Origin of the sequence: Crenobacter intestini, from assembly GCF_004919095.1 — a bacterium.
Taxonomy (GTDB): Bacteria; Pseudomonadota; Gammaproteobacteria; order Burkholderiales; family Chromobacteriaceae; genus Craterilacuibacter; species Craterilacuibacter intestini.
Genome location: NZ_STGJ01000030.1, coordinates 315 through 15,830, shown reverse-complemented (window position 1 = coordinate 15,830; position 15,516 = coordinate 315). Strand labels below are relative to the sequence as shown.

General features: G+C 61.5%; 12 protein-coding genes, 2 tRNA genes and 1 pseudogene. All 15 read right to left on the bottom strand.

Translation table 11 applies throughout. The features are described 5' to 3' along the window. Window positions 1-72 (bottom strand): annotated as a pseudogene (locus E5K04_RS16250) (GTP-binding protein); the annotation flags it as partial. A 64-nt stretch (window positions 73-136) separates the two neighbouring features. After that, window positions 137-2,233, bottom strand: coding sequence for an elongation factor G (fusA, locus tag E5K04_RS16245; protein WP_136555888.1), 2,097 nt, complete (start codon window positions 2,231-2,233; stop codon window positions 137-139). 24 nt (window positions 2,234-2,257) lie between these two features. Further along, window positions 2,258-2,728, bottom strand: a complete 471-nt coding sequence (gene rpsG, locus E5K04_RS16240; protein ID WP_136555887.1) for a 30S ribosomal protein S7 — start codon at window positions 2,726-2,728, stop codon at window positions 2,258-2,260. 100 nt (window positions 2,729-2,828) lie between these two features. Beyond that, a complete protein-coding gene (rpsL, locus tag E5K04_RS16235; RefSeq protein ID WP_101709800.1) occupies window positions 2,829-3,200 on the bottom strand; it encodes a 30S ribosomal protein S12 in 372 nt (123 codons plus the stop codon). Window positions 3,201-3,356: 156 nt separating this feature from the next. Continuing rightward, entirely contained in the window at window positions 3,357-7,553 is a 4,197-nt protein-coding gene (gene rpoC / locus E5K04_RS16230; RefSeq protein ID WP_235844410.1) for a DNA-directed RNA polymerase subunit beta', read from the bottom strand. A gap of 54 nt (window positions 7,554-7,607) precedes the next feature. After that, entirely contained in the window at window positions 7,608-11,783 is a 4,176-nt protein-coding gene (gene rpoB, locus E5K04_RS16225) for a DNA-directed RNA polymerase subunit beta (protein ID WP_136555886.1), read from the bottom strand. Window positions 11,784-11,935: 152 nt separating this feature from the next. Next, complete coding sequence (gene rplL, locus E5K04_RS16220; RefSeq protein ID WP_136555885.1) at window positions 11,936-12,301, bottom strand: 50S ribosomal protein L7/L12; 366 nt, start codon at window positions 12,299-12,301, stop codon at window positions 11,936-11,938. Between the two features lie 40 nt (window positions 12,302-12,341). Continuing rightward, window positions 12,342-12,839 carry a 50S ribosomal protein L10 gene (rplJ, locus tag E5K04_RS16215; RefSeq protein WP_136555884.1) on the bottom strand — a complete coding sequence of 166 codons (498 nt, stop codon included), beginning with the start codon at window positions 12,837-12,839 and terminating at the stop codon, window positions 12,342-12,344. A gap of 79 nt (window positions 12,840-12,918) precedes the next feature. Further along, window positions 12,919-12,993: transfer RNA gene (locus tag E5K04_RS16210), tRNA-Thr, on the bottom strand. A gap of 158 nt (window positions 12,994-13,151) precedes the next feature. After that, the gene (gene rplA, locus E5K04_RS16205; RefSeq protein WP_136555883.1) at window positions 13,152-13,847 is read right to left on the bottom strand and encodes a 50S ribosomal protein L1; all 696 of its coding nucleotides are present in this window, start codon (window positions 13,845-13,847) and stop codon (window positions 13,152-13,154) included. A gap of 1 nt (window position 13,848) precedes the next feature. Beyond that, entirely contained in the window at window positions 13,849-14,280 is a 432-nt protein-coding gene (gene rplK / locus E5K04_RS16200; RefSeq protein ID WP_136555882.1) for a 50S ribosomal protein L11, read from the bottom strand. Window positions 14,281-14,377: 97 nt separating this feature from the next. Beyond that, on the bottom strand, window positions 14,378-14,911 hold the full coding sequence (gene nusG, locus E5K04_RS16195) for a transcription termination/antitermination protein NusG (protein ID WP_136555889.1): 534 nt from the start codon (window positions 14,909-14,911) through the stop codon (window positions 14,378-14,380). A 2-nt stretch (window positions 14,912-14,913) separates the two neighbouring features. After that, on the bottom strand, window positions 14,914-15,267 hold the full coding sequence (gene secE / locus E5K04_RS16190) for a preprotein translocase subunit SecE (RefSeq protein ID WP_136555881.1): 354 nt from the start codon (window positions 15,265-15,267) through the stop codon (window positions 14,914-14,916). A gap of 62 nt (window positions 15,268-15,329) precedes the next feature. After that, window positions 15,330-15,405: transfer RNA gene (locus E5K04_RS16185), tRNA-Trp, on the bottom strand. Between the two features lie 11 nt (window positions 15,406-15,416). Next, window positions 15,417-15,516 (bottom strand): EF-Tu C-terminal domain-related protein (locus E5K04_RS16960; protein WP_456236622.1); only part of this gene is annotated, 100 nt, incomplete at its 5' end.

Here is a 15,516-nt window from a genome sequence, read left to right as displayed (position 1 = left end):
ACCATGGTCAACGTGACCGATGGTGCCAACGTTTACGTGCGGTTTGGTCCGCTCGAACTTTTCTTTTGCCATTGCAAAAATCCTTAATTAAAGAACATCAAATCAGGCCGGCCCGCAGGCCGGCCACAGCGCGGAATTACTTCTTGGCGTTCATCACGGCGTCAGCGACATGCTTCGGCGCGGCGGAGTAGTGCTTGAACTCCATCGAGTACGTAGCACGGCCCTGGGTCGCGGAACGCAGGTCGGTCGAGTAACCGAACATCTCGGCCAGCGGAACTTCGGCCTTGATCTTCTTGCCACCCAGACCATCGTCGTCCATGCCCAGCACGATGCCGCGACGACGGTTCAGGTCGCCCATCACGTCGCCCATGTACTGTTCCGGGGTTTCCACTTCGACAGCCATCATCGGCTCGAGGATCACCGGACCGGCACGGCGCATGGCTTCCTTGAATGCCATGGAGCCCGCCAGTTCGAACGCGATCTGCGAGGAGTCGACGTCGTGGTAGGAACCGAAGGTCAGGCGGACGGTCACGTCCACCACCGGGAAGCCGGCTAGGATGCCGTTGTTCAGGGTGTTCTGGATACCCTTGTCCACCGACGGGATGAATTCGCGCGGAATCACGCCACCCTTGATCTCGTCGAAGAACTGGTAACCCTTGCCCTCGCCGGACGGTTCCAGCGTGATGACGGCGTGACCATACTGGCCCTTACCACCCGACTGCTTGACGTGCTTGCCGTCGACGTCGGTAACGGTCTTGGTGATGGTTTCGCGGTAAGCCACCTGCGGCGCGCCCACTGCAGCTTCAACGCCGAATTCGCGCTTCATGCGGTCAACCAGAATTTCCAGGTGCAGTTCGCCCATACCGGAAATGATGGTCTGGCCCGACTCTTCGTCGGTACGCACGCGGAAGGACGGGTCTTCCTTGGCCAGGCGGTTCAGGGCAACGCCCATCTTTTCCTGGTCAGCCTTGGTCTTCGGCTCGACGGCAACGTGGATCACCGGCTCCGGGAACTCCATGCGTTCCAGGATGATCGGCGCGTCCGGTGCACACAGGGTTTCACCGGTAGTCACGTCCTTCAGGCCGATACCGGCGGCGATGTCGCCGGCGCGGACTTCGGTGATCTCGATACGGTCGTTGGCGTGCATCTGCACGATACGGCCCATGCGTTCCTTGCGGTCCTTGACCGAGTTCAGCACGGTGTCGCCGGAGTTCACGACACCCGAGTACACACGGAAGAAGGTCAGCTGGCCGACGTACGGGTCGTTCATCAGCTTGAATGCCAGCGCGGAGAACTTCTCGTCGTCCGAAGCGTGGCGCACGGCCGGCTGGCCGTCTTCTTCACCCGCGATCGGAGGAACGTCAACCGGCGACGGCAGCAGTTCGATCACGGCGTCCAGCATGCGCTGCACACCCTTGTTCTTGAACGCGGTGCCGCACAGCATCGGCTGGATTTCGCAACGCAGGGTACGGTCGCGCAGACCGCTGATGATCTCCTCTTCGGAGAGCTCGCCCTCTTCCAGGTACTTGTTCATCAGCTCTTCGCTGGCTTCTGCAGCGGACTCGACCATCTTCTCGCGCCACTCTTCAGCGGTCGCCTGAACGTCTGCCGGGATGTCACCGTATTCGAACTTCATACCCTGGGACGCTTCGTCCCAAATGATGGCCTTCATCTTCAGCAGGTCGACAACGCCCTGGAAGCCGTCTTCGGCACCGATCGGCACCACGATAGGCACCGGGTTGCCGCGCAGACGGGTCTTCACCTGGTCCACGGCACGGAAGAAGTTCGCACCCTGACGGTCCATCTTGTTGACGAACGCCAGACGCGGCACCTTGTACTTGTTGGCCTGGCGCCATACGGTCTCGGACTGCGGCTGAACGCCACCGACCGCGCAGTACACCATCACCGCGCCGTCCAGCACACGCATGGAGCGCTCCACCTCGACGGTGAAGTCAACGTGTCCCGGGGTGTCGATGATATTGAAGCGGTGTTCCGGGAACTGCAGGCTCATGCCCTTCCAGAACGTGGTGGTCGCAGCGGAGGTAATGGTGATACCACGCTCCTGCTCCTGCTCCATCCAGTCCATGGTCGCAGCACCGTCGTGCACTTCACCGATCTTGTGGTTTACACCGGTGTAAAACAGGATGCGTTCGGTGGTAGTCGTCTTACCAGCATCGATGTGAGCAGAGATACCGATGTTACGGTAGCGCTCAATAGGAGTTTTCCTAGCCACGGCGATAACCTTAAAAAAGTTAGATTAGAAACGGAAGTGCGAGAAGGCCTTGTTGGCTTCTGCCATGCGGTGCACTTCATCACGTTTCTTCATGGCGCCGCCACGGCCTTCAGCTGCATCCAGTAGCTCGCCAGCAAGACGCAGATCCATGGACTTCTCGCCACGCTTGCGCGCAGCGTCGCGCAGCCAGCGCATTGCCAGAGCCATCCGACGGGACGGGCGAACCTCAACAGGGACTTGGTAGTTAGCACCACCTACACGGCGGCTTTTCACTTCCACGATCGGCTTGGCGTTGGCAATAGCGGTGTTGAACACCTCGATGGCGTTCTTGCCGGTCTTCTTCTCGATCTGGGCCAGTGCGCCGTAGATGATGCGTTCGGCAACAGCCTTCTTGCCGTCGATCATCACGACGTTCATGAACTTGGACAGATCCTGGCTACCGAACTTCGGATCCGGCAGGATTTCGCGCTTGGGGACTTCTCTGCGGCGTGGCATTTTGATTCCTTAATTCTATTCAGTTGAGCGACATGCTCTGGACCACCCAGCTAAGTGGCCACTTACTCGACGGCGGATGCCGCCTGAAAATGCCGAAGGATTACTTCGGACGCTTCGCGCCGTACTTGGAGCGGGACTGCTTACGGTCCTTGACGCCTGCGGTGTCAAGCGAGCCGCGCACGGTGTGGTAACGCACACCCGGCAAGTCCTTCACACGACCGCCGCGGATCAGCACGACCGAGTGTTCCTGCAGGTTGTGGCCTTCACCGCCGATGTACGAGATCACTTCGAAGCCGTTGGTCAGGCGGACCTTGCACACCTTACGCAGAGCCGAGTTCGGCTTCTTCGGGGTGGTGGTGTAAACGCGGGTGCAAACGCCGCGCTTCTGAGGGCAAGCCTCGAGCGCCGGGACCTTGCTCTTCGCCGTGATGGCGACGCGCCCCTTGCGGACCAGTTGGTTAATAGTTGGCATGACTATCAGTTCCCTGTTGAGTGAAAAATAGGCGGCAAGCCACCTAAAGACGCGAGATTATATTGAAGCGCCCGGCCAGCGTCAATGAAGAAAAGCCGCCAACCCAATGTTACCCATTGAATTGACGGCTTTTTTCCGGGTCAGCTTACGCGGCGATTACTCGTCGGCAGCCGCCTCGGTATCGGCCGGGATGTCGCCGAACACGCTCTCCGGCGTCAGCTCGCCGGTGAAGGCGTCGTTGCGGCGGCTGCGGTGGTACGCGAGGCCGGTACCCGCCGGGATCAGGCGGCCGACGATCACGTTTTCCTTCAGGCCGCGCAGGTCGTCCTTCTTGCCCATGATCGCGGCTTCGGTCAGCACGCGGGTGGTTTCCTGGAAGGAAGCCGCCGAGATGAACGAGTCGGTCGACAGCGAAGCCTTGGTGATACCGAGCAGCACGTTATCGTACTGCGCCGGGATGCGGCCTTCGCTGTTCATCTGGTCGTTCGCCTTCAGGAGCTCGGCACGCTCGACCTGCTCGCCCGGGATGAACTCGGTATCGCCGGCATCGGTGATCAGCACACGACGCAGCATCTGGCGGATGATCACCTCGATGTGTTTGTCGTTGATCTTCACACCCTGCAGGCGGTAGACCTCCTGCACTTCCTGCACGATGTAGCGCGCCAGTGCCTCGATACCCTGCAGGCGCAGGATGTCGTGCGGATCGACCGGACCGTCGACGATGGTCTCGCCCATGTTCACCACCTGACCGTCGTGGACCAGCACGTGCTTGTCCTTCGGGATCAGCGTCTCGAAGCCGTTGCCCTCGACGTCGGTGATGATCAGGCGCTGCTTGCCCTTGGTGTCCTTGCCGAACGAAACGGTACCGGTCACCTCGGCCAGCATGCCGGCATCTTTAGGCGAACGCGCTTCGAACAGTTCGGCCACACGAGGCAGACCACCGGTAATGTCGCGGGTCTTGGTCGTTTCCTGCGGGATACGCGCCAGCACTTCACCCTTGCCGACTTCCTGGCCGTCACGCACGGTGATGATCGCGCCGACCTGGAAGGTGATCGAGACCGAGGTCTCGGAACCGGCCAGCTTCACCTCGTTGCCGAACTCGTCAAGCAGCTTGACCAACGGACGCAGCATCTTCGACGTGCTGGTACCGCGGCGCTTCGGGTCGATCACGACCAGCGAGGCGAGGCCGGTCACTTCGTCGACCTGCTTGGCGACGGTCACGCCCTCTTCCACGTTCTCGAACTTCACGCGGCCAGCGTACTCGGTGATGATCGGACGGGTGTGCGGGTCCCAAGTCGCCAGCACGGTGCCGGCCTTGATGACGTCGCCGTCCTTGACCACCAGCGTCGAGCCGTACGGCACCTTGTGGCGCTCGCGCTCGCGGCCGATATCGTCATGGATCACCACTTCGCCGGAGCGGGTGATCACGATCAGCTCGCCCTTCGAGTTTGCGACGTAACGCATCTGGCTCGAGAAGCGGACGGTACCGTTGGACTTACCTTCAACCTGGCTGGCAGCCGCATTACGCGAGGCCGCACCACCGATGTGGAAGGTACGCATGGTCAGCTGGGTACCCGGCTCACCGATCGACTGGGCGGCGATCACGCCGACCGCTTCGCCCGCGTTGACGCGCTTGCCGCGCGCCAGGTCGCGACCGTAGCACTGTGCGCACAGGCCGTAGCGGGTGTCACAGGTAATCGCGGTACGCACCTTCACTTCATCGACGCCATGGCTGTCGATCAGGTCGACCATCGCCTCGTCGAGCAGGGTGCCTGCCTCGACCACGGTCGCGCCGCTGCTCGGGTCGACCACGTCGACCGCGGTCACGCGGCCGAGGATACGGTCACGCAGCGCTTCGATCACGTCACCGCCCTGCACCACCGACTTCATCACGAAGCCGTTGCTGGTGCCGCAGTCGTCTTCGATCACCACCAGATCCTGCGTCACGTCGACCAGACGACGGGTCAGGTAACCTGAGTTCGCGGTCTTCAGCGCGGTATCCGCCAGACCCTTACGGGCACCGTGGGTCGAGATGAAGTACTGCAACACGGTCAGGCCTTCGCGGAAGTTCGCGGTAATCGGCGTCTCGATAATCGAGCCGTCCGGCTTGGCCATCAGGCCCCGCATACCGGCCAGCTGCTTGATCTGCGCCGCGGAACCCCGCGCACCGGAGTCGGCCATCATGTAAATCGAGTTGAACGATTCCTGGTCGACTTCGTTGCCGTGCTTGTCGAGCACCTTCTGCTTGGACAGGTTGTCCATCATCGCCTTGGCGATCTTGTCGCCGGTACGACCCCAGATGTCGACGACCTTGTTGTAGCGCTCGCCCTGGGTCACCAGACCCTGGCGGTACTGCTCCTCGATCTCCTTGACTTCCTTGTTCGCCTCGGCGAGCAGTTCGGACTTCTTGGCCGGGATCTCCATGTCGTCCACGCAGATCGAGATGCCGCCGCGGGTCGAGTAGGCAAAACCGGTGTACATCAGCTGGTCGGCGAAGATCACCGTGTCGCGGATGCCGCAACGGCGGAACGACGCGTTGATCAGCTTGGAGATTTCCTTCTTCTTCAGCGCCTTGTTCACATGCTCGAAGCCCAGGCCCTTCGGCAGGATTTCGGACAGGATCGCGCGGCCGACGGTCGTCTCGTAACGCTTCATCACCGGCTGGAACTCGCCCTGCTCGTCCTTCTCCCATTCTTTCAGGCGGACGGTGATGCGGGTACCGTGTTCAACCTGCTTGGTACCGTAGGCGCGCTGCACTTCGGAGACGTCGGAGAACATCATCCCGTCGCCCTTGCCGTTCACCTTGTCGCGGGTCATGTAGTACAGACCCAACACGATATCCTGCGACGGCACGATGATCGGCTCGCCGTTCGCCGGCGACAGCACGTTGTTGGTCGCCAGCATCAGGGTGCGGGCTTCCATCTGCGCTTCGAGCGACAGCGGCACGTGGACGGCCATCTGGTCACCGTCGAAGTCGGCGTTGAACGCCGCGCAGACCAGCGGGTGCAGCTGGATCGCCTTGCCTTCGATCAGCACCGGCTCGAACGCCTGGATACCCAGACGGTGCAGGGTCGGCGCACGGTTCAGCATCACCGGGTGCTCGCGGATCACGTCCTCGAGGATGTCCCAGACTTCCGGCACTTCCTGCTCGACCAGCTTCTTGGCTGCCTTGATGGTCGAGGCGAGGCCCATCACTTCCAGCTTGTGGAAGATGAACGGCTTAAACAGCTCGAGCGCCATCTTCTTCGGCAGGCCGCACTGGTGCAGGCGCAGGGTCGGGCCCACGGTAATCACCGAACGGCCGGAGTAGTCGACGCGCTTACCCAGCAGGTTCTGGCGGAAGCGGCCGCCCTTACCCTTGATCATGTCGGCCAGCGACTTCAGCGGGCGCTTGTTGGCGCCGGTCATCGCCTTGCCGCGACGGCCGTTGTCCAGCAGCGAGTCAACCGATTCCTGCAGCATGCGCTTCTCGTTGCGCACGATGATGTCCGGCGCGCGCAGTTCGAGCAGGCGCTTCAGACGGTTGTTCCGGTTGATCACGCGGCGGTACAGGTCGTTCAGGTCGGAGGTCGCGAAGCGGCCACCGTCCAGCGGCACCAGCGGGCGCAGTTCCGGCGGCAGCACCGGCAGCACTTCCATGATCATCCACTCCGGCTTCATGCCGGAACGGTGGAACGCCTCGAGCACCTTCAGGCGCTTGGCGATCTTCTTGATCTTGGTGTCCGAGCTGGTGCTTTCCAGTTCGCGGCGCAGCGTCTCGATTTCGCCGACCAGGTCGAGCTTCTTCAAGAGTTCGCGAACCGCTTCGGCGCCCATCAGCGCGACGAACTCGTCACCGTGCTCGTCCTGCTTGTCGAGGTAGTCCTCTTCGGTCAACAGCTGGCGCGACTGCAGCGGGGTCATGCCCGGGTCGGTCACGACGAACGCCTCGAAGTACAGCACGCGCTCGATGTCGCGCAGCGTCATGTCGAGCACCATGCCCAGACGCGACGGCAGCGACTTCAGGAACCAGATGTGGGCAACCGGCGACGCCAGGTCGATGTGACCCATGCGTTCGCGGCGCACCTTGGACAGCGTCACTTCGACGCCGCATTTTTCGCAGATCACGCCACGGTGCTTGAGACGCTTGTACTTGCCGCACAGGCACTCGTAGTCCTTCACCGGCCCGAAGATGCGCGCGCAGAACAGGCCGTCGCGCTCGGGCTTGAAGGTGCGATAGTTGATGGTTTCCGGCTTCTTGACCTCACCGTACGACCAGGAACGGATCTTGTCGGGGGAGGCGATGCCGATCTTAATCGCATCAAACTCTTCTTCTTGCGTGACTTGCTTAAAGAGGTCGAGCAGAGCTTTCATTGCGTCTCCATTCAGGCGACAGGCGCGGGCGCCATGCCCGCGCCGCCTTGCCTATCAATAGCGTTCCAGATCGATGTCGAGGCCCAGCGAGCGGATTTCCTTCACCAACACGTTGAAGGATTCCGGCATGCCTGCTTCGATCTTGTGTTCACCCTTGACGATGTTTTCGTAGACCTTGGTACGGCCGGTCACATCGTCGGACTTCACGGTCAGCATTTCCTGCAGCGTGTAAGCGGCGCCGTAGGCTTCCAGCGCCCACACTTCCATCTCGCCGAAGCGCTGGCCACCGAACTGCGCCTTACCGCCCAGCGGCTGCTGGGTCACCAGCGAGTACGGGCCGGTGGAACGGGCGTGCATCTTGTCGTCGACCAGGTGGTGCAGCTTCAGGTAGTGCATCACGCCGACGGTGACCTTGCGGTCGAAAGCTTCGCCGGAGCGGCCGTCGAACAGGGTCATCTGCGTCTTCGACGCGTTGAACGCCAGTTGCTGGGTGTGCGGGTCTTCGTCCGGATACGCGAGGTCGAGCATCTGGCGGATTTCCGCTTCCTTGGCGCCGTCGAACACCGGGGTGGCGAACGGCATGCCGCGGCGCAGATGCTGGGCGAGGTTCAGCACCTCGTCGTCGCTCAGGCTGGCGATGTCTTCCGGCTTGCCGGTGCCGTTGTAGACCTTGTCCAGGTACTCGCGGATCTCGCCGACCGAACGCTGTTCCTTCAGCATGCGGTTGACGCGCTCGCCGATACCCTTGCCGGCCCAGCCCAGGTGGACTTCGAGAATCTGGCCGATGTTCATACGCGACGGTACGCCCAGCGGGTTCAGCACGATGTCGACCGGACGGCCGTCGGCCATGTACGGCATGTCTTCGACCGGCAGGATGCGCGAAACCACACCCTTGTTACCGTGACGACCGGCCATCTTGTCACCCGCCTGCAGGCGGCGCTTGACGGCGATGTATACCTTGACCATCTTCTGCACGCCCGGCGGCAGCTCGTCGCCCTGGGTCAGCTTGCGCTTCTTGTCCTCGAAGCGCAGGTCGTATTCTTCGCGCTTGACCGACAGGCTCTCCTTGATCAGTTCGAGCTGCTTGGCGACGTCCTCGTCGGCCATGCGGATGTCGAACCAGTCGTGCTTGGACGGCAGTTCGGTCAGGTAGTCGCGGCTGACTTCGGTGCCCTTGGGCAGGCGCTTCGGACCGCCGTTGGCCACCTTGCCGACGATCAGGCGCTCGATACGGCTGAACGCGTCGTTTTCGAAGATGCGCAGCTGGTCGTTCAGGTCGAGGCGGTAACGCTTGAGCTCGGCGTCGATGATCGACTGCGCACGCTTGTCGCGGTCGATGCCTTCGCGGGTGAACACCTGCACGTCGATCACGGTACCGACCATGCCGGTCGGCACGCGCAGCGAGGTATCCTTCACGTCGGAAGCCTTCTCGCCGAAGATCGCGCGCAGCAGCTTCTCTTCCGGGGTCAGCTGGGTTTCACCCTTCGGGGTCACCTTGCCGACCAGCACGTCGCCGGCTTCGACTTCGGCGCCGATGTAGACGATACCGGCTTCATCCAGGCGGCCTGCCATGCGTTCGGACAGGTTCGGGATGTCGCGGGTGATCTCTTCCGGCCCCAGCTTGGTGTCACGGGCGACCACGTTGAGTTCTTCGATATGGATCGAGGTATAGCGGTCTTCGGCGACCAGCTTCTCCGAGATCAGGATCGAGTCCTCGTAGTTGTAACCGTTCCACGGCATGAACGCGATGGTCATGTTCTGGCCGAGCGCGAGCTCGCCCAGGTCGGTCGACGCACCGTCGGCCACCACGTCGCCACGCGCGATCTGGTCGCCCACCTTCACCACCGGACGCTGGTTGATGTTGGTGTTCTGGTTGGAGCGGGTGAACTTGGTCAGGTTGTAGATATCCACACCCACTTCACCGGCGGTCGCCTCTTCGTCGTTCACGCGTACCACCACGCGGTTCGCGTCGACGTAGTCGACCACACCGCCACGGCGGGCGACGACGGTGGTACCCGAGTCGACGGCCACCGAACGCTCGATGCCGGTACCGACGAACGGTTTTTCCGGACGCAGGCACGGTACGGCCTGACGCTGCATGTTCGCGCCCATCAGCGCGCGGTTCGCGTCGTCGTGCTCGAGGAACGGAATCAGCGAGGCCGCCACCGAGACCACCTGGCCGGTCGCCACGTCCATGTACTCGACACGGTCAGGCGTTGCCAGGATGGTTTCACCGGTTTCACGGCAGGTCACCAGCTCGTCGATCAGCTTGCCTTCTTCGTCCAGCGTGGCGTTCGCCTGCGCGATGACGTAGCGGCCTTCCTCGATCGCCGACAGGTAATCGATCTGCATCGTCACCTTGCCGTCGATCACGCGGCGGTACGGGGTTTCCAGGAAACCGAACTCGTTGGTGCGTGCGAACACGGACAGCGAGTTGATCAGGCCGATGTTCGGACCTTCCGGCGTTTCGATCGGGCACACGCGACCGTAGTGGGTCGGATGCACGTCGCGCACTTCGAAGCCGGCGCGCTCGCGGGTCAGACCGCCCGGACCCAGTGCCGAGACGCGGCGCTTGTGCGTCACTTCGGCCAGCGGGTTGGTCTGGTCCATGAACTGCGACAGCTGGCTGGAGCCGAAGAATTCCTTGATCGCGGCCGAGACGGGCTTGGCGTTGATCAGGTCGTGCGGCATCAGGTTGTCGGACTCGGCCTGGTTCAGGCGTTCCTTCACCGCACGCTCGACACGCACGAGACCGGCACGGAACTGGTTCTCGGCCAGTTCGCCGACGGAACGCACGCGCCGGTTGCCCAGGTGGTCGATATCGTCGACTTCGCCGCGGCCGTTGCGCAGTTCGGTCAGGATCGCGATCACCGACACGATGTCTTCGGTCGACAGGATGCCGGCGGTGGTGCCGTTACGGCCGGCGAATTTCTCGCCGATCAGCTGCCTGAACCAGTCCGGCGACTTGTCGTCGAACTTGTAGTCGTAGGTGCGCGTGTTGAACTTCATGCGGCCGACGCGCGACAGGTCGTAGGTGTCCTCGTCGAAGAACAGGCGCTGGAACAGCGCTTCCACGGCGTCTTCGGTCGGCGGCTCGCCCGGGCGCATCATGCGGTAGATCGCGACGCGCGCGGAGAGCTGGGTCTCGGTATCGTCCGAGCGCAGCGTCTGCGAGATGTACGCGCCCTGGTCCAGGTCGTTGGTGTACAGCACCTGGATTTCCGGCACGCTGTGGATGTCCAGCTTGGCCAGCAGCTCTTCGGTGATCTCTTCGTTGGCACGCGCCAGCACTTCGCCGGTTTCCGGGTTGACGACAGCCTTGCCCAGCACCTTGCCCACCAGCGTGTCGAACGGGACCTCGATGCTCTCGATGCCCGCGGTCGCCAGGTCGCGCACGGTCTTCGCCGTGATCCGCTTGTCCTTGGCGACGATCAGCTTGCCGTCGGCGGCGACGATGTCGGCCTTGGCCAGTTCACCCTTCAGGCGCTCAGGCACGACCTTCAGGCGCACGCCGTCTTCGGTCAGGAAGAAGGTGTCGAAGCTGTAGAACTCGGACAGGATCTGCTCGTCGGTGTAACCCAGCGCCTTCAGCAGGATCGACACCGGCATCTTGCGACGACGGTCGATACGGAAGTACAGGTGATCCTTCGGGTCGAACTCGAAGTCCAGCCACGAGCCGCGGTAAGGAATCACGCGGGCGGAGAACAGCAGCTTGCCCGACGAGTGCGTCTTGCCGCGGTCGTGCTCGAAGAACACGCCCGGCGAGCGGTGCAGCTGGGAGACGATCACGCGTTCGGTGCCGTTGATGATGAACGAACCGTTCCCGGTCATCAGCGGGATTTCACCCATATAGACTTCGTTCTCGCGCACCTCCTTCACCACCGGCTTGGAGGACTCCTTGTCGAGGATGGTCAGCCGGATGCGCGCACGTAGCGGCGCGGCAAAGGTGATGCCGCGCAGCTGGCATTCCTGCACGTCGAACGGCGGCTCGCCCAGCACGTAGTGGACGAAATCAAGGCTGGCGTACCCGTTGTGGCTGACGATCGGGAAGATCGACTTGAACGCCGCTTGCAGACCCGTATCCTTGCGCTGATCCAGCGGCACACCCAGTTGGAGGAAATCGGTATACGAATCGATCTGGGTCGCCAACAGGAATGGGACGTCGAGAACGCTGGCACGTTTCGCAAAACTTTTACGAATACGCTTCTTCTCAGTAAACGAATAACTCATAGAGTCTCCATCGAGGTGTGGTGGCGCAAGTAACCAAAAGTCAACAGCCGCGCTCGGGATGCTGGCTTTTAGTGACTCGGCTCTTACCCACCACAAGCGCAACAAGGCTGGCGGATTGCTCCGCCAGCCCCTTCAATCTTCCTTACGGAAGATTATTTCATTTCTGCCTTGGCGCCAGCTTCGGTCAGCTGCTTGACGATGTCTTCAGCTTCAGCCTTGGAGATGCCTTCTTTCAGGGTCTTCGGCGCGCCGTCAACCATGTCCTTGGCTTCCTTCAGGCCCAGGCCGGTCAGAGCACGGACAACCTTGATCACGTTCACCTTGTTGTCGCCAGCGGCGGACAGGATCACGTCGAACTCGGTCTTCTCTTCAGCAGCCGCAGCAGCCGGACCAGCGGCAACAGCAACAGCAGCGGCGGAAACGCCAAACTTCTCTTCGAACGCCTTGACCAGGTCGTTCAGTTCCATCACGGTCAGACCAGCAACGGCCTCGAGGATGTCTTCTTTGGTAATAGCCATGTGAAAATCTCCTGAATTCTGTTCAGTGAATCAATTAGGGTTAAGCAGCTTCGGCTTGCTTCTTCTCTGCCAGGGCGGCCAGACCGCGGGCGAAGCCCGACAGCGGTGCCTTCATGACATAGAGCAGCTTGGACAGCAGTTCTTCGCGGCTCGGGATCGAAGCCAGCTCAGCAACCTGAGCGGCGTCCAGCACCTTGCCTTCGTAGGAACCTGCCTTGATGACGATCTTGTCGTCAGCCTTGGCAAACTGATGCAGTACTTTGGCGGCAGCGACCGGATCTGCAGAGATACCGTAAACCAGCGGACCGACCATCTGGTCAGCCAGACCGGCAAACGCGGTATCCGCTACAGCACGGCGTACCAGCGTGTTCTTCAGAACGCGCAGATACACACCCTGCTCACGCGCCTGGGCGCGCAGCTTGGTCATGCTACCAACCTCAATACCCCGATATTCGGCGATGACGAGCGTCTGTGCGTCGGCCAGCTTGGCAGACACCTCGGCTACTACCGCCTTTTTATCTTCAAGATTGAGACTCAAGGTCTACCTCCTAGACTGAAATGAGACAGTTTCCTGCCCCTCTTGCAGCGGCGACCTATTCAGGAGACATTCAGAGAACTGGTGCCCATGGGCGGAATTGAACCGCCGACCTCTCCCTTACCAAGGGAGTGCTCTACCCCTGAGCTACATGGGCCTCATTTTGAAGCCTTCTTTTCGGGTACCATCTGCGTAGGATGCCGTTTCCGGCGATTAAGTCCGATGGACTCCTACGGTCTTTGACACTCTGGCGATTGCTCGCCAGCCCAAAGCCTTTTAGCAGGCGAACCGGAGCGGCCCGCCCGAAACCACCAATTAGGCGGTCAGCGAAGCGACGTCGACGCGAACGCCCACGCCCATCGTGCTGGATACTGCGATCTTCTTCAGGTAGACGCCCTTGGATGCAGCCGGCTTGGCCTTCTGCAGAGCTTCAACCAGTGCGCCCAGGTTCTCGCGCAGCGCGGCTTCTTCGAAGGAAGCGCGGCCGATGGTCGCGTGAATGATGCCCGACTTGTCGGTACGGTACTGGACCTGACCGGCCTTGGCGTTCTTCACGGCCTCGGCGACGTTCGGGGTCACGGTGCCAACCTTCGGGTTCGGCATCAGGCCGCGCGGGCCGAGGATCTGACCCAGCTGGCCAACCACGCGCATCGCGTCCGGGGAAGCGATCACCACGTCGAAGTCCAGGTTGCCAGCCTTCACTTGCTCGGCCAGGTCGTCGAAACCGACGATCTCTGCACCGGCAGCCTTGGCGGCTTCAGCGTTGGCGCCTTGTGCGAACACGGCGACGCGGACCGACTTACCGGTACCACGCGGCAGCACGACGGAGCCACGCACAACCTGGTCGGATTTACGCGGGTCAACGCCGAGGTTCACGGCCACGTCGATCGATTCGTCGAACTTGGCGGTCGCAGCGGACTTGACCATGGAGATGGCCTGGTCAACGACGTACAGCTGGTTGCGGTCAACACCGGCCTTCAGGGCCTTCAGACGCTTGGAAATCTTCGCCATGTTACACACCCTCCACGATCAGACCCATGGAACGGGCGGAACCCGCGATGGTGCGAACAGCAGCGTCCAGATCAGCGGCAGTCAGGTCAGGCTGCTTGGTCTTGGCGATTTCTTCCAGCTGTGCGCGGGTAATCTTGCCGACTTTGTCGGTGTTCGGCTTGCTCGAGCCGCTCTTCAGGCCAACGGCCTTCTTCAGCAGGATCGAAGCCGGCGGGGTCTTCATCACGAAGGTGAAGGACTTGTCCGCGTAAGCAGTGATCACCACCGGAATCGGCAGACCAGGTTCCATGCCCTGGGTCTGGGCGTTGAACGCCTTGCAGAATTCCATGATGTTCAGACCGCGCTGACCCAGCGCCGGGCCGATCGGCGGCGACGGGTTGGCCTTGCCGGCCGGCACTTGCAGCTTGATAAAGCCGATGATTTTCTTTGCCACAATTAGCTCCTAAACGGGTAAAACGCGACACGAAAGCGTCGCTCCCCAACAAGAGCGCGTGATTATACACGCACCCAATTGATTTACCAAGCGAAAATCAGATTTTCTCGACCTGGTTGAAATCGAGTTCGACCGGCGTGTCGCGACCGAAGATCTGCACGGACACGCGCAGCTTGTTGCGCTCGTAGTTGACCTCGTCGACGGAGCCGTTGAAGTCGTTGAACGGGCCATCGGTCACGCGCACCTTCTCGCCCACCTCGAACAGCACCTTCGGACGCGGCTTCTCGACGCCTTCCTGCATCTGCTGCATGATGGCCTCGACCTCGCGTGCCGAGATCGGCGCCGGACGGTTGGCGGTGCCGCCGATAAAGCCGGTGACCTTCGGCGTGCTCTTCACCAGGTGCCAGCTGTCGTCGGTCATGTCCATCTCGACCAGCACGTAGCCCGGGAAGAACTTGCGCTCGGTGATCGAGCGACGGCCGTTCTTCATGTCGACCACTTCCTCGACCGGCACCAGCACCTGACCGAACAGGTCGGCGATTTCAGAGCGGTCGATGCGCTCGCGCAAAGCCTTTTGCACGCTCTTCTCGAAACCGGAGTAAGCGTGAACCACATACCAGCGTTTGGCCATCATCAACCCCGCTTAAGAATCAGATCGTAAAAGAACCAGGTCAACGAAGAATCGACCAGCCACATGAAGAGCGCAAGGAGGGTGACGAAGACAAACACCAGACCGGTCATCTGCGTCGCTTCCTTGCGGGTCGGCCACACCACCTTCTTGGCTTCGGCAACCGACTCGTGCGCGTACGCGACAAATTCACGGCCCGGGGTCGAAACCCACAGCACGCCGACCGCCATCGCCAGACCGGCGACGAACGCGAGCGTACGCAACAGACCCTGCCCTTCCGGCACCAGGTAGAAGCCCGCGACACCGGCGGCAACGAGCAGGCCGGCCAGCGCCAGCTTCATCTTGTCTTGCATTTCCATATCAATTCCCGCTGCAGATGCGACAAAAGACTAACCGGCGAAAATCGCCGGTTAGTCTTATTTGGCAGGCCAGGAGGGTCTCGAACCCCCAACCCTCGGTTTTGGAGACCGATACTCTACCAATTGAGCTACTGGCCTAAAACCTTAGATCACTTGAGTATCTTGGCAACCACGCCGGCGCCGACGGTACGGCCACCTTCGCGGATTGCGAAACGCAGACCTTCTTCCATCGCGATCGGAGCGATCAGC